This is a genomic window from Streptomyces sp. NPDC038200 (genome assembly GCF_055600785.1).
Window position 1 is genome coordinate 43,683 of record NZ_JBVJYH010000001.1, and the last position, 15,411, is coordinate 59,093.

Sequence of the window (15,411 nt, forward strand, 5' to 3'; positions counted from 1 at the left end):
GAGCCCTGCCTTGGTGAGCCCTGCCCTTTTCCCGTTCGCCCCGGACGGAGTGAGCGGCGCATGACGAAGCAGATCCACCTGGCCGCGCAGCTGCCGGCCATCCACAACGTCACCGTCTGGTCGGACCCGCGCTCCACCAGCCAGATCGCCGTCGACAACTTCGTGCATCTCGCGCGGACCGCGGAGCGCGGCAAGTTCGACTTCTTCTTCCTCGCCGAAGGACTGCGGGTCCGCGAGCACAAGGGCCACTTCTACGACCTGGACGTGGTGGGCCGCCCGGACAACCTGACCATGCTCAGCACGGTCGCCGCCGTCACCACACACCTCGGGGTCGCCGCCACCGTCAACGCCACGTTCAACGAGCCGTTCGAGGTGGCACGCCGGCTCGCGACCCTCGACCACCTCAGCGGCGGGCGGGCCGCCTGGAACGTGGTGACCAGCTTCGACGCCTTCACCGGTGAGAACTTCCGCCGCGGCGGCTTCCTGGCCGAGGCCGACCGCTACACCCGCGCCGCCGAGTTCCTGACCACCGCGCGTGAGCTGTGGGACAGCTGGGCCGACGACGACGTGCGGGCCGACCCGGTGTCCGGGCGGTTCGTCCGCTCCGGGGCCGGCGCGTTCGCGCACCGGGGCGAGCACTTCGACATCTCCGGACGCTTCACCACCCCGCGCAGCCCGCAGGGGCATCCCGTGATCATCCAGGCCGGGGAGTCCGCCGCGGGCCGCGAGTTCGCGGCGTCGGACGCCGAGGTCGTCTTCAGCAAGTACAACCGCCTCGACGAGGCCCGCGCCTTCTACCAGGACGTCAAGGGCCGTCTCGCCCGGTACGGCCGCTCCCCGGACGACCTGCGGATCATGCCGACCGCCACCGTCGTCGTCGCCGACACCGACGCCGAGGCCGCCGCGTACGCCGACGAGATCACCCGGGCCCAGGTGAGCCCGCAGACCGCGATCGCCCACCTGGAGGCCGTCTGGGGCCGTGACCTGTCCGCGTACGACCCGGACGGGCCGCTGCCCGACATCGACCCGGAGTCCGAGTCGCTGGTCCTGAAGGGGCATTCCGTGTTCCGCACCGGCCGGGCGGAGACCGCACGGCGCTGGCGCGCCCTCGCCGAGGAACGCGGGCTCAGCATCCGTGAACTGGTCATCGAGGTGCACGGCGGGCAGACCTTCGTCGGCAGCCCGCGGACCGTCGCCGACGCCGTGGACCACTTCGTGCAGAGCGGCGGCGCGGACGGCTTCGTGTTCGCCGCGCATCTGACGCCGGGTGGCCTGGACGACTTCGTCGACCGGGTGGTGCCCCTGCTGCAGGAGAAGGGCGTCCTACGGCGGGACTACACCGGCACGACCCTGCGGCACCACCTGGGTCTGCCCCCGCTGCCGCGCACCGAGCGCACCTCCGGGGACACGAAGGAGGCATCGTGAACGACCACCCGCTGCATCTCGCCGTCGCCCTCGACGGCGCCGGCTGGCACCCCGCGGCCTGGCGGTCCCAGGAGACCCCCGGCGCCCTCTTCACCGCCGCGTACTGGGCGGACCTGGTCACCGAGGCCGAACGCGGGCTGCTCGACTTCGTCACCTTCGAGGACTCCCTCGGCATGCAGTCGGCCGCGCCGCACCGGCCCGACGACCGGACCGACCAGGTCCGGGGCAGCCTGGACGCGGTGCTGATCGCGGCCTTCGTCGCCCCGCTCACCACACACATCGGCCTGATCCCCACCGTCAACGTCACCCACACCGAGCCGTTCCACGTCGCCGTGGGCATCGCCACCCTCGACCATGCCGCCAAGGGCCGGGCCGGCTGGCGCCCGCAGATCGCCCCGCGCGCCGCCGACGCCGCCCACTTCGGCCGCCGCTCGACCCCGCAGCTGACCGACGACGACATCCGCGACCCGGAGTTGATCGCCAAGCGGCTGCGCCCGCTGTTCGCGGAGGCCACCGAGGTGGTGGAGGTGACCCGGCGGTTGTGGGACAGCTGGGAGGACGACGCGGAGATACGGGACACGGCCACAGGCCGCTTCATCGACCGCGACAAGCTGCACCACATCGACTTCGAGGGCGAGTACTTCAGCGTCCGGGGCCCGTCGATCACACCGCGTCCGCCGCAGGGGCAGCCGGTGATCGCGAGCGTCGCGCACGCCTCGACGCCGTACGAGTTCGCGGCACGCGGCTGTGACGTCGTCTTCGTCACGCCCTTCGACCGCGCGGGCGCCAAGGCGATCCTCGCGCAGGTCGACGAGGCCGTCGAGGGAGCGGGCAGGGACGTGGTGGACCGGCCCCTGCGCCGGTTCGCGGAGCTGGTCGTCTTCCTGGACGACGAGCCCGGCGCCGCCGCCCGCCGCAAGGAGCGCCTGGACGCGCTGAACGGCGCCGAGTACACCTCGGACGCCGCGATCTTCACGGGCACTCCGGGCGAGCTGGCCGACCTGCTGCTCGACTGGCGCACCACCGGGCTCGACGGCTTCCGGCTGCGCCCCGGTGCGGTGCCGCACGACCTCACCGCGATCACCCGGCGGCTGGTGCCGGAGCTGCGGCAGCGCGGCGCCTTCCGCACCGAGTACGGGGCCGGGACCCTCCGCGACCGGCTGCGCCTGCCGGTTCCCCGCAACAGGTACGCGCGCAGGGGCTGAGGAACGGAAGTGACCGGCCGTCCCCGCGACGCCCCCCGGGGCTCGGCGCCGCCGTGCGCACCTGGCCTGGGGTGCGGGGTGGGGAGGCCGGTCAACCGGTGGCCGGCGGGGGGCCGGTCACGCGGTGTACGGCGGGGGGCCGGTCACGCGGTGGCCGGCGGGCCTCACCGGGCGGTGCGGACGGGATCCTGGTCGGCCGTCGCGGCGAGCCGCTGCCGCTTGCGGGGCCGGAAGACCCGGCCGGACGCTGCGGACTGACGGCCAATCACACCACCCGCACCGGATGCCGGACCACCGCGTCGAACAGATAGCCCTGGGTGTTCGGGACGGTGGCGTCCGGCTGGGTCCGGCCCGCCGTGTCGGTGGCGCGGGCCAGCAGGGTGTACGGCCCCGGGGCGGGCGGACGCCAGTCGGTGGACCAGCGGACCCAGCCGTCACGGCGCGGCGCGTCGTGCAGCCGGGCCCGCCGCCAGGTGGTCCCGCCGTCGGTGCTGACATCGACCCGGACCACTCCCCCGGCCCCGGACCAGGACCTGCCGGTCAGCCGGTGCCCGGCCCCGGCGGACAGGGTCGCGTCCCAGACCAGCTCCCAGGCGCTCTTGACGGTCTGCCGGGTCAGCGGCGCGCTGCCGCCGGGCGGGTAGGCGTCGCCGAACAACCGGTAGAAGTCGGTGTTCCACGGCGAGAACAGCGGTGTGGCCGACACCTCGATGTCGCCGACCCACTTGATCGAGGAGATGCCGATCCACGAGGGCACCAGCACCCGGACCGGGTGGCCGTGGTCGTACGGCAGCGGCTCGCCGTTCATCTCGTAGGCCAGCAGGACGTCGTCCATGGCCTTGGCCAGGGGCAGCGGACGACGGACCCGGCCGAGGTCGGTGCCGTCGGCGGTGACGTAGTCGGCATCGAGTCCGCGCGGCATGACATCGACCGCGCGACGGCTCACGCCGGCCCTGCGCAGTACGTCGGCCAGCCGCACGCCCGTCCACCGCGCGGTGCCGATCGCGCCGAGCGTCCACGCCGTGCCGGTGACGGCCTGGCCCTGCTGGCCGGTGAAGAAGCTGCGGCCGTTGCCCGCGCACTCGACGAACGCGGTACGGGTGACGACGGGCAGCTTCTTGAGGTCGGCGAGGGTGAACTCCGCGCCACGGCCGTACGCGAGCCCGTCGCCCCACACGGTGAGCGTCCAGTCGTCGGCGTCCAGGACGGGCGTGGACGTGTGGTTGCGGACGAAGAAGTGGTCCACGGGTGTGTGGTAGCCGGTGCCGGCGAGGGAGGCGAACTTCGTCTCGGCGTTGGTGCCGCGGACGGTGAACCATTCCTCCGGCAGCGGCTTGACGATACCGGCCGCCGCCGACACGGACGCGGCGGCGGGCGCGGCGAGCGCGGCCGGCACGGCACCGGCGGCGAGGCCGGCGGCGGTGAGCAGCCGCAGCATGTCCCGCCGGGACACCCCCTCGGCACGGGCGTCACCGGCCAGCCACTGACGCAGTCGGCGGCGGTCGTAGGCGGACTCGGGGGTACGCATGGGGGCCTGCCTTTCCTGGGCGGGAGTCGAGGCGGGGAGGCGTACGGGCGCGGTGGGCACCCGCATCCGGATTCAGGGGAACGAACCGACGCTGCTACGGCGTCGACCGCACGGCCGAGACGGAGGAAAAAAGGGGGGGATCAACAACAGCGGCGGGAGACGTGCACGCGGGGCCGCGGAAGAGCGGGGACGACGCGTCGGCTGTGGATCACGGGCGCCATCGTACGTCGGTCGGGGCACGGTCGGCAGGAAAACAGTATGGCGACGGTGTGACGGCAACGCCCGCCCGGGCAGCGGGCGTTGCCCGGGAGGAGGCGCTCCTCAGAGGTCGTCGAGGCCGTCCGGCGTGCCGATGCCGGTGAGCGCGCCCACCGGATCGAGGTCCGGGGTGCCGCGGGGCCACCAGTCGTCCTGGCCGGGCTCCGACTCGTAGGCGTACCACAGCCCGTCGCGGCCGAGGCGCAGCTGGACGTGGGCGCGGGGGTGGGTGAGGCGGTTGCGCCAGGGGCGGAACGCCGGCAGGTCGGCGGCGAGCAGCAGGGGGCGGGCCCGGTCGAAACGGCCGGCCGGCGGGTCCCACGGCTCCTCCAGGACGGCCAGCCCGGCCGGTCCGCCCTGCCGCCAGGCCGCGACGGCTCGCGCGAGGTCGGCCGGGGTGCGGCCGACGGCGTCGGCGAGTGACGCGTACAGCGTGCGCGTGGCCGCGGTCAGCCCCGAACCGGGCCGGGCCGCCGCGAGGCGCACCGCGTCCTGCCACAGGCTCAGCTCGCCGACCGGGTCGCGTCCCGTGCCGAGCAGGGCGTGGGCGCGAGCGGCGGCGTCGGTCGCCAGCTGGTCCAGCGCGAAGGGATCCGGACCGCCGGGCGCCGACGGGTACACCGGGGGCTGCCCGGGATGCGACGGTGCCGGCAACGGCGGGGGCAGCGGTGGCAGTTCACGCGGGGCGAGAACCTCGGCGGCGCGGACGCCGGGCAGGGTCCCCGACTGCCGTTCCCGCGCGGCACGGGCCGCCCGCGCGGCACTGCGCCGGGACAGCGCGTCGAGCAGCTCCTTCTCGCCCCGGCCGCGGAGCAGGAGCAGCACGAAGGGGTCGGCGTCGAGCAGACGGGCCGTCTGGTAGCAGAGAGCCGCCGCGTGCTTGCAGGGGTGTCCGGAGTCGGGGCAGCTGCAGCGGGGGCCGAGGTCACCGGGGCCGGGCAGCAGCGGCACGCCGCAGTCGGCGAGGGACTGGGGCAACTCCTTGTCCAGCAGCGCCGCGATGTGCCCCGGCCGGTCGGCCGCCGCGTCCAGGAACCGCTCCCAGTCCTCGTCCTCCAGCGTCCGTACCCGCACCTGCACGCGGTACGGACGCGGGCGGCTGCCCCGCACGTACGCCAGCACGAGTCCCGGTGTGACGGTGATCGCGTCCACGTGTCCCTGGTCCGCGTACCCCCGCCCCCGCGCCAGCCGCTTGGCGTCCAGCGCCCCCTGCTCCAGCGCCCCGACCCAGGCGTTCCCCCACCAGGTCCCGGCGAACGCCCCGTCCGCCCCGGCACCCTCCCGGGCGGCGAACGCCGGGAAGGTGCGCCGCAGTTCGGAATCGCGGTGGGGCGTGGCCATGGAGGCGGGCACCCGCGGCTCCACACCACCGGACCCCACCACCGCGCCCGACGAGGCGGAGCCCGGGACGGCCGGGGGCCAGGGGGTGGACGACCTCGGTGAGGCGGCGCTCCCGGCGGACGGCGCAGTGGGCGCCGGGGACGAGGGGGTGGGCGACGACGTCGACGCGGCCGGGTCGGCGGGGGTGGGGGCCGGGGACGAGACCGTGGGCGAGGACGCCGTGGGCGTGGTCGAGGACGCCGTGGACGAAGGAGCGGCGTCCGAGGGCGCGGGCTCCTCGGGCGAAGGTGCTGCGGGCGAGGGCGTCGATGAGGTGGCGAGCGCGGCCGACCGGGACGCGGGCGGACGTCCGGGGGCCGACGGAGCAGGCGGCGGCGTCGACGCGGCCGGGTCGGCGGGGATGGCCGTGGTGTCGGCCGGGTCGGCGGGGATGGCCGTGGTGTCGGCCGGCTCCTCCGGTTCGCCGGTGGTCTCCGTCCACGTGGGCATGCGGAAGGCGTTCGCCAGGTAGTGCCGCATCTCCTGCACGGCCTTGACCCGGGCGGCCCGGGCCTCCTGCCCGGGCGCCGAGGAGGTGCGCGGCGCCGCGGGAACGGAACGTGCCGCCGCCCGCCGCTCGCGTGGAGCCTCCTCCGCCCGCAGCGCTTCCCGCCGCGCCGCCCGCAGTGCCTCCCGAGCCGCGTCGGCGGGACGCCCGCCCCCGCCACGGGAAGCACCGGAGGCACCAAACGCACGAGAGACACCAGAAACACCAGACGCAGCAGACGCAGCAGACGCAGCAGACGCAGCAGCCGGGTCCGAACCCCGCGCATCGGCTTCCGGCTCCGCACCCGCGGCCTCGGAGGCAGCGTGCGCGGTCGCCGACTCGACGGCGTCTTCCGTCGCGGTCCCGGTGGGCGTCGGCGCCGGCTCGGACACCGGCCCCTCCGCCGGCCGGGCCGTACCCTCCCGCTGTGCCTCGGCCCGCTCGCGGGCCGCCCGCAGGGCGCGACGGGCGGCGTCGCCGGGGCGGCCGGTGCCGGTCATGGCGTCCTCCGCAGGGAGACGAGGTCGGACAGCTCACGGTCCGTCAGTTCGGTGAGAGCCGCCTCGCCGGAGCCGAGGATGGCGTCGGCCAGGGCACGCTTGGCGGCGAGCATCTCGGCGATGCGGTCCTCCACCGTGCCCTCGGTGACCAGACGGTGGACCTGGACGGGCTGGGTCTGGCCGATGCGGTAGGCGCGGTCGGTGGCCTGTTCCTCGACGGCCGGGTTCCACCAGCGGTCGAAGTGGACGACATGGCCCGCGCGGGTCAGGTTCAGGCCGGTGCCGGCGGCCTTCAGGGAGAGAACGAGGACGGGGGTCTCGCCGTTCTGGAAGCGGTCGACCATGCGCTCGCGTTCGGGGACCGGGGTGCCGCCGTGCAGCAGGTCCACCGGGATCGCGCGGGCGGACAGGTGGGCGGTGAGGAGGCGGGCCATGCCGACGTACTGGGTGAAGACGAGCGCCGAGCCGTCCTCGGCGAGCAGGGTGTCCAGCAGCTCGTCCAGGAGGGCGAGTTTGCCGGAGCGGGCCGCGAGCCGGTCGGCGCGCGCGTCCTCCTTCAGATACAGCGCCGGGTGGTCGCAGATCTGCTTCAGGGCACCGAGCAGCTTCAGCACCAGGCCCCGGCGCGCCATGCCCTCGGCGGTCTCGATGGCCAGCATGGACTCGCGCACCACCGCCTCGTACAGCGCGGCCTGTTCCCGGGTGAGCGGCACCGGGTGGTCCGTCTCGGTCTTGGGCGGCAGCTCGGGGACGATGCCGGGGTCGGACTTCCTGCGGCGCAGCAGGAACGGCCGGACCAGCCGGGACAGGCGCTCCACGGCCTCCTCGTCCTCGCCGTTCTCCACCGCGCGGGCGTGCCGGGCGCGGAAGGACTTGAGCGGGCCGAGGAGTCCGGGGGTGGTCCAGTCGAGCAGGGCCCACAGTTCGGAGAGGTTGTTCTCCACCGGGGTGCCGGTGAGCGCCACGCGCGCGGGGGCCGGGATGGTGCGCAGCGCCTTGGCGGTGGCCGAGTAGGGGTTCTTCACGTGCTGGGCCTCGTCGGCGACGACCATGCCCCAGGGCTGCTCGGCGAGGCGGGTCGCGGCGGAGCGCATGGTGCCGTAGGTGGTGAGGACGAAGCCGCCGCCGACGTCGTCCAGGGTGCGCTCGGGGCCGTGGAAGCGGCGGACGGGGACGCCGGGCGCGAACCGGGTGATCTCCCGCTGCCAGTTGCCGAGGAGGGAGGCGGGGCAGACGACGAGGGTCGGCTCGGTGCGGGCCCGTTTCAGGTGCAGGGCGATGAGGGTGACGGTCTTGCCGAGCCCCATGTCGTCGGCGAGACAGCCGCCGAGGCCGAGGGAGGTCATCAGGTCGAGCCAGGCCAGGCCGCGCAGCTGGTAGTCGCGGAGGGTGGCGGCGAGCCCGGCGGGCGGTTCGGCGGGGTGCAGACCCGCCGTGAGACGGTCGCGGAGGGCGGCCAGGGCGCCGGTGGGGACGGCCTCGACGGTCTCGCCGTCGACCTCTGCGGTGCCGGTGAGGGCGACGGACAGGGCGTCGACCGGGTCGAGCAGGCCCAGTTCGCGTCTGCGGGCCTTGCGGACCAGCGCGGGGTCCACCAGCACCCAGCGGTCCCGGAGCCGGACGACCGGGCGGTGGGCCTCGGCGAGGGCGTCCATCTCGGCCTCGGCCAGCGGATCGCCGCCGAGCGCCAGCTGCCAGCGGAACCGCAGCAGGTCCTCGCTCTCGAAGAAGCCGGTGCCGTCGGTCGCCGAGCCGGGTGCCGGGCGGACCACCGCGGTGGCGGTCAGGTCGCGGGCGAGGTCGCGGGGCCAGTGCACGGCGACCCCGGCGGCGGCCAGCCGGCTCGCCGCCACGCCGAGCAGTTCGCCCAGCTCCTCCTCGGACAGGGCGAGGACGTCGGGCACGTCCTGTTCGGCGAGGCGGTCCAGGGGCGGCCACACCCGGGCGGCACGCCGGACGGCGAGGGCGGCGTCCACGCGTGCGCGGGGCCCGAACGCCGGGTCGGCGTCCCCCGCCCACAGGGACGCCGCGTCGGCCACCAGGGTGGGGTCGGCGAGGCTGTGGACCTGTACGACGGCGGCTCCGGCGGCGCGGGCGCCGTCGTGTGCGCCGGCGTCGAAGACGTCGGACGCGGACAGGTCCAGGCGGAGCGAGATCCGGACGCCCGCGTCCATGCCGGCGGCGACCTCCGCCGCCCACTCGTGGGCCCCGGGCAGGGCGTGCGGTTCGTGGCCGGCGAAGGGACGGCCGACGGTGTAGGGGGCCGCGGGGGTGCGGGGCAGGGTGTCGGCGACCGCGTCCAGGAAGGAGCGGACCAGGGCCTCCGGCTCCGGCAGCCGGAGCGCGCCCGGGCCGGGGAGGGGCGCGGCGTGGCCCTCCGGGGGCAGGGCCGCGGCGATCGCGCGGAGGTGGGCGATGTCGTCAGGCTCCAGAGGGCCGGCCCGCCAGGCGTCGTGGCCGTCCGGGGTCAGGCCGGGCAGCAGCCGGCCGCGGGCCACGAGCCGCAGCGCGTGCAGGGCGGCGGCGCCCCAGCAGGCGGTGGCGGGGTGGGCGGCGGGGTCGCGGCGGGCGAGGACCAGCAGCGGCAGGGCCTCGGTCAGGGGCAGGGTCAGCGCGGGCACCTGGCGGCGGCGCACCCCGGCGCCGTGGCGGCGTACGACCGTCAGCTCCAGCGGCGTGCCCGCGGCCGGGGTGGGCAGCGGGTCGCCGTCGGGATCCCAGAAGGCGAGGCGGCCCTCGCGCGGCAGAGCCGCGGGCAGGTAGACGGAGGCGAGGCGCACCGGGACCGGGTGCCCGGTCTCCCGGGAACCCCCCGTGCGCTCGGCCACCGCAGCCGTGCCGCTCATACGTCCTGCCACCTCCCGCCCGTGTGTCGGATCAGACGTCTCCGACTCTACGGGCGGGGTCTGACAACCGGCTCCGGGGCCCGGTCGGGGCCGCAGGTCACGGGACCGTGCGGGAGACCACGAACACCATCGGCCGGGCGGGGTCGGACAGGTTGACGACCACGTCCTGGGTGGGCGCCGGGTTCTTCTGCTCGTGGGTCAGGCCCCACCAGGGGCCCGGCCCGCTGAAGGTCCAGCCGCTGACCTTCCGGTCCCGCTCGCCGATGGCGATGTCGTCCTTCTTCAGCTGTTCCCGCCGGACGCCCATGGCCTCCAGGAAGCTGTCCAGGCCCGCGGGGTTGGTGCGGAACTGCACGTAGAGGCGGCTGGTCTTCCAGTTGTTCGTCTCGTAGTAGGCGATGTCGTCGGCGGGGTGCGGGACGCTCACCTGGTAGAGACGGCGCTGCACCTTGGACGGCCAGCCGGCGGTGAGGCCGGTGGCCGAGTACTTCGCCTCCTTGTCCTTGCCGCTGTTGCGGCTCTGGTTCGCGGAGATCACCAGGTAGCCGGCCGGCACGCCGATGAGCAGGACGATGATCAGCAGCGTGAGCGCCCGGCGCCTGGCCTTGTGCCGCGGGTCCTCGGCGGGCCGGTGCGGCTCGTCCGGCGGGCCGCCCTGGTGGGGCAGCGACGGGGTCATACGGTGTCCCGGTCGCGGCGGGACTGGGCGTACCGCTCGTAGCGCTCGTGGCGCTCGACCCGGCGTCGCTTGGCCCGGCGGAACCGGCGGGCGACCAGCCGGGCCAGGTCGGCGGCGCCCACCATGCCCGCCTCGGGGCCGAGCTGGGCGCGGGTGATGCGGGCCTCGGGGCGGTAGCCGCGGCCGGTGAGGTGGCGTTTGAAGGCGTCCCGGGCAGGGCCGATGAGCAGGTCGTCGGCGGCCGAGACCCCGCCGCCGATGACGAAGCAGGAGGGGTCGAGCGCGGCGGCGAGGTTGGCGATGCCGACGCCGAGCCACTGGCCGATGTCCTGGAGCAGCTCCACGCACATCGCGTCGCCCTCGCGGGCCAGCTCGGTGATCATCGGGCCGGTGATGTCGTCGACGTTGCCCTTGACGTGCTCGATGATCCCGTAGGCCACCGGGGAGTCCGCCGCGGCCAGCTCCTTGGCCTCACGGACCAGCGCGTTGCCGGAGCTGTACTGCTCCCAGCAGCCGCGGTTGCCGCACGGGCAGCGGTGGCCGCCGGGCACGACCTGCATGTGGCCGAACTCGCCGGCGACGCCGAACTTGCCCCGTTTGACCTGGCCGTCCTCCAGGATGGCGCCGCCGATGCCGGTACCGAGGGTGATCATGACGAGGTGGTCCTCGCCGCGGCCTGCGCCGAAGCGCCATTCCGCCCAGGCGGCGGTGTTGGCGTCGTTGTCCACCAGGACCGGGACGGAGAGCCGGCCGGCGAGGCGGTCGCGCAGGGGTTCGTTGCGCCAGGACAGGTGGGGGGCGAAGAGGACGCGGTTGCGGTCGGCGTCGACCCAGCCGGCCGCGCCGATGCCGACCGCGTGCACGTCGTGCCGGTCGGAGAGGTCCAGGACCAGCTCGACGATGGTGTCCTCGACGACCTTGGGGCTCTTGGACTTGTCCGGGGTCTCCGCGCGGAGCTTCTCCAGGATGTTGCCGTCGGCGTCCACGACGCCCGCCATGACCTTGGTGCCGCCGATGTCGATGCCGACGGTGGGGACACGGGGGGCAGTCAGGTGGGACCGGCGTTCCCTGGTACCGACCGTTCGCAGGACGGGGGCTCGGCGGGAGCCGATGGGGGCCGTGAGGTCGCGGTAGGTGCTCATCGCGCTCGATTCTGCCTCACCGCCGGTAGGGGTGCCGTACGGGGCACGGGCGGGGCGCGCCAGCAGTGCCGGGGGGCGGCGTGCGGCGTGGCTGCGCGCGCCTCGTGGCGGAGCCGCAGGTGGATGCGGCCCCGCGTCTCTCAGCCGCGCCGCAGTTCGTGACGCAGAGCGTCCAGGTCGGACCCGCCGGCCATCTGCCGGGTCAGCTCGTCCAGGCTGATGTCGTCCCGTGTGTGATGTCCCACCATCGTGCCCCGCCTCAGGAGCACGAACCTGTCGCCCACCAGGTACGCGTGATGCGGATTGTGGGTGATCAAGACAACGCCCAGGCCCTCGTCCCGTGCCGCGGCGACATATTTGAGGACCACACCGGACTGCTTCACTCCGAGTGCTGCCGTCGGCTCGTCGAGGATCAGGACCTTCGCGCCGAAATGGACCGCACGAGCGATCGCCACGCACTGACGTTCGCCGCCGGAGAGGGTGCCGATGGGCTGGTCGACGTCCCGCAGGTCGATGCCCATGCGCAGCAGCGCCTCGCGGGTGGTGCGGCGCATGAGGTCGGTGTCGAGGCGCTTGAAGGGGCCGACGCCGGTGCGGGGCTCGGAGCCGAGGAAGAAGTTGCGCCAGACCGGCATCAGGGGGACGACGGCCAGGTCCTGGTAGACCGTGGCGATGCCCCGGTCCAGGGCCTCGCGCGGGGAGGCGAGGCGGGTCTCCTCGCCCTCGATGCGCAGGGTGCCGGCGTCGTGCCGGTGCAGTCCCGCGATCGTCTTGATCAGCGTCGACTTGCCGGCGCCGTTGTCGCCGAGGACGCAGGTGATCTCCCCGGCGTGAACCTCCAGGCAGACGCCCTCCAGGGCGCGGACGTTGCCGTAGCGCTTGCCGACGCCGGACAGCTCCACCAGGGCCGTACGCTTCTCGGTCTCGGTCATTTCACGGCCTCCGCGCGCTTGCGGACCCAGGTGTTGAGCAGGGTCGCGAGGAGCAGCATCGCTCCGAGGAAGAACTTGAACCAGTCGGGGTTCCACTCGGCGAAGACGATGCCCTTGCTGGTCATGCCGAACAGGAGCGCGCCCACGGCCGAGCCGACCGCGCTGCCGTGGCCACCGGTGATCAGGCAGCCGCCGATGACGGCCGCGATGATGTAGATCAGCTCGTTGCCGACGCCTTCGCCGGACTGGACGGCGTCGAAGGAGAACAGCAGGTGCTGGCCGGAGATCCAGGCGCCGAACGCGACGCCCATGTAGAGGCCGATCTTGGTCTTGGCGACGGGGACGCCCACCGCGCGGGCCGCGTCCTCGTTGCCGCCGACGGCGAAGATCCAGTTGCCGGTGCGGGTGCGGAGCAGGATCCAGGAGGCCAGGGCGACCAGGCCGAGCCACCACAGGATGGTGACCTTGACGTCGACGCCGCCCAGGCCGAGCGTCGAGGCGAAGACGGCGTGGGCGCTGGGAAAGCCCTCCATGTCGCCGATGGTCTTGGTGGAGACGGTGCCGTCGATCAGCTTGGTGAAGCCGAGGTTCATGCCGGTCAGCATCAGGAAGGTGCCGAGCGTGACGATGAAGCTGGGCAGCTTGGTGCGGGTGAGCACGAAGCCGTTGAAGGCGCCGACGGCGAGGGTGACCAGGAGGGACACGCCGACGCCGACCCAGGCGTTCGCCGTCATCTGATAGCTGAACATCGAGGAGACCAGCGCCGAGGACGTCACCAGGACGCCCGCCGAGAGGTCGAACTCGCCGCCGATCATCAGCAGGGCCACGGGTACGGCCATGATGCCGATGGTCGACGAGGCGTACAGGACCGTGCTGAGGCTGGAGGCGTGCAGGAAGCCGTCGGCGGCGAAGGCGAAGAACAGGAAGACGGCGAGGGCGCCGACGACCGAGCCCAGTTCCGGGCGGGCGAGCAGCTTCCGCAGCGACGAGGTCCGCAGAATCCTTTCGTCGGCCGTCTGGCCGGCTCCCGCCGGCTCGGCCGCCTCGTCGCCGGTGCGTTCCACGGTGGCGGTCATCGGGTGCCCCGCTCGGTGTACTCCGCCAGCGCGGACGCCTGGTCCCGGGTGATGATCTGGGGGCCGGTCAGCACGGGCTTGCCGCCGCCGAGGACGTCGCCGTTGTACTTGTACAGCCACAGCAGGTCGACGGCCTGATAGCCCTGGAGGTACGGCTGCTGGTCCACGGCGAAGCCGAGGGTGCCGGCCTTGAGCGCCGCGGCGACCTTGGCGTTGAGGTCGAAGGTGTCGATCTCGGCCTTGCTGCCCGCGTCCGTCCTCGCCTTCACCGCGGTGTCGGCGTAGGGCGCGCCGAGGGTGACGACGGAGTCGATGGACCGGTCGGCCTGCAGCTTGGCCTCGATCGCGGACTGCACGTCGGGCATGTTGGTGCCGTTGACGTAAAGCTTGCGCAGCGTGCCGCGGAAGGTCTCGGCGACGCCGTCGCAGCGCTGCTCGTGGCCCACGTTGCCCTGCTCGTGCAGCACGCACAGGGCCTTCTTCTTCCCGCGCATGTTCAGCTCGTCGCCGACCGCCTCGCCCGCGATGGTCTCGTCCTGGCCGATGTGGGTGAGGGCACCGAAGTCCTTGGACTCCGCGGAGCCGGAGTTCACCGTGATCACCGGGATGCCGGCCTTCTCGGCGCGGGCCACGGCGGCCTTCATGGCGTCCGGCTTGGCGAGGGTGACGATGATGCCGTCGACCTTCTTGTCGACGGCCGCGTCCACCAGCTGTGCCTGCTGCTGGGCCTCGTCGTCGTGGGAGTACAGGAACTTGATGTTGTCCTTGAGGGCGGCCTGCTTGGCGCCGCTCTGGACGATGTCCCAGAAGGTGTCGCCGTCTCCCGAGTGGGTGATCATCGCGAAGGTCCAGCGGGGGGTGTTCACCGCCGCCCGCCCCTGGGCGGCGGCGGCCTTGCGGGCGTCCTCCGCCCGCTTGCCTCCGGTGCTGCTGCACGCAGCCAGGGACACGGAGAGTGCCCCCGCCAGCGCTATGCCTACCCAGGTCCGAAACCGTGCCACGAGGCCGTGCCCCTTCTCGCTGTGCTCTTGCTCTGCTCCGACGTGCGTAAGGGGCGGGCGACCTCACCGTGGGTGTGTCCCGGCGGCGACCTCACCAGCCCCAAACACTTCAGTATCGGACACGGGGAACGCGCATGACACGACCGGGGGACCGCAGACCGGTCACATTGTCAGGACATTGCGACGAAGGTCGGAGTGCCCTCAGGGCCGGACGAGCAGCTGGAACTCGAAGGAGTAGCGGCTCGGGCGGTAGGTGTGGTCGCCGAACTCGACCGCGCGGCCGGTGTCGTCGAAGGTGGTGCGCTGCATGGTGAGCAGCGGGGCCCCTTCGGTCTCGGTGAGCCGCTCGGCCTCGGCGGCCGTGGCGCCCCGGGCGCCGATGGACTGGCGGGCGCTGTGCAGGGTGATCCCGGCGGACCGCATCAGCCGGTACAGGCCCGTCGCCTCCAGCTGCTCGGTGTCGAGATCGAGCAGGCCGGGCGGCAGGTGGTTGATCAGGTAGGCCATCGGCTCGCCGTGCGCGAGACGGAGCCGCTCGACGCGGTGGACGTCACCGCCCTCGGTGACACCGAGCGCGGCGGCGACCGTGGCGGAGGCCGGGACGACCGTGTTGACCAGCACCTTGGTCGCGGGGCGCTGGCCGGCCGCCTCCAGGTCGTCGTAGAGGCTGCTCAGTTCCAGCGGGCGCTTGACCTGACTGTGCACGACCTGGGTGCCCACACCCCGGCGCCTGACGAGGAGCCCCTTGTCGACGAGGGACTGGATGGCCTGCCGGACGGTCGGCCGGGACAGACCGAGCCGCGCGGCCAGCTCGATCTCGTTGCCCAGCAGGCTGCCCGGGGTGAGGCCGCCCTGCTCGATGGCGGCCTCCAGCTGCTGGGAGAGCTGGAAGTACAGGGGCACCGGCGAGCTACGGTCCACACGGAGATCGAGCGACACGGTCGGGTCCACA

General features: G+C 73.8%; 11 protein-coding genes. 2 read left to right on the forward strand and 9 right to left on the reverse strand.

Translation table 11 applies throughout. The features are described from left to right. Positions 1-60 precede the first annotated feature (60 nt). Positions 61-1,425 carry an NtaA/DmoA family FMN-dependent monooxygenase gene (locus ACZ7KF_RS00185; protein WP_471067537.1) on the forward strand — a complete coding sequence of 455 codons (1,365 nt, stop codon included), beginning with the start codon at positions 61-63 and terminating at the stop codon, positions 1,423-1,425. After that, positions 1,422-2,630 (forward strand): LLM class flavin-dependent oxidoreductase, encoded by a 1,209-nt coding sequence (locus tag ACZ7KF_RS00190; RefSeq protein ID WP_471067540.1) that lies wholly within the window; start codon positions 1,422-1,424, stop codon positions 2,628-2,630. Before ACZ7KF_RS00185 ends, ACZ7KF_RS00190 begins: the two co-directional genes overlap by 4 nt. A gap of 265 nt (positions 2,631-2,895) precedes the next feature. On the opposite strand, the gene ACZ7KF_RS00195 is transcribed toward ACZ7KF_RS00190, so the two are convergent. The 9 genes from ACZ7KF_RS00195 to ACZ7KF_RS00235 form a co-directional block, all read right to left on the reverse strand. Then, positions 2,896-4,158 (reverse strand): sulfite oxidase, encoded by a 1,263-nt coding sequence (locus ACZ7KF_RS00195; RefSeq protein WP_471067543.1) that lies wholly within the window; start codon positions 4,156-4,158, stop codon positions 2,896-2,898. Between the two features lie 321 nt (positions 4,159-4,479). Next, positions 4,480-6,246: an SWIM zinc finger family protein gene (locus ACZ7KF_RS00200; protein WP_471069543.1), complete on the reverse strand. Its 1,767-nt coding sequence runs from the start codon at positions 6,244-6,246 to the stop codon at positions 4,480-4,482. A gap of 533 nt (positions 6,247-6,779) precedes the next feature. Beyond that, entirely contained in the window at positions 6,780-9,629 is a 2,850-nt protein-coding gene (locus tag ACZ7KF_RS00205; protein WP_471067546.1) for a DEAD/DEAH box helicase, read from the reverse strand. 97 nt (positions 9,630-9,726) lie between these two features. Further along, positions 9,727-10,308: a sugar kinase gene (locus tag ACZ7KF_RS00210; RefSeq protein ID WP_471067548.1), complete on the reverse strand. Its 582-nt coding sequence runs from the start codon at positions 10,306-10,308 to the stop codon at positions 9,727-9,729. Continuing rightward, positions 10,305-11,450 (reverse strand): ROK family glucokinase, encoded by a 1,146-nt coding sequence (locus ACZ7KF_RS00215; RefSeq protein ID WP_471067550.1) that lies wholly within the window; start codon positions 11,448-11,450, stop codon positions 10,305-10,307. The genes ACZ7KF_RS00210 and ACZ7KF_RS00215 overlap by 4 nt, the downstream gene beginning before the upstream one ends. Positions 11,451-11,590: 140 nt before the next feature. Continuing rightward, positions 11,591-12,382 carry an ATP-binding cassette domain-containing protein gene (locus ACZ7KF_RS00220; RefSeq protein ID WP_471067553.1) on the reverse strand — a complete coding sequence of 264 codons (792 nt, stop codon included), beginning with the start codon at positions 12,380-12,382 and terminating at the stop codon, positions 11,591-11,593. Then, complete coding sequence (locus tag ACZ7KF_RS00225) at positions 12,379-13,458, reverse strand: ABC transporter permease (RefSeq protein ID WP_471067555.1); 1,080 nt, start codon at positions 13,456-13,458, stop codon at positions 12,379-12,381. The genes ACZ7KF_RS00220 and ACZ7KF_RS00225 overlap by 4 nt, the downstream gene beginning before the upstream one ends. Further along, complete coding sequence (locus ACZ7KF_RS00230; RefSeq protein ID WP_471067558.1) at positions 13,455-14,459, reverse strand: sugar ABC transporter substrate-binding protein; 1,005 nt, start codon at positions 14,457-14,459, stop codon at positions 13,455-13,457. Before ACZ7KF_RS00230 ends, ACZ7KF_RS00225 begins: the two co-directional genes overlap by 4 nt. Before the next feature lie 201 nt (positions 14,460-14,660). Beyond that, the gene (locus ACZ7KF_RS00235; RefSeq protein WP_471069544.1) at positions 14,661-15,398 is read right to left on the reverse strand and encodes a GntR family transcriptional regulator; all 738 of its coding nucleotides are present in this window, start codon (positions 15,396-15,398) and stop codon (positions 14,661-14,663) included. Positions 15,399-15,411: the final 13 nt, after the last annotated feature.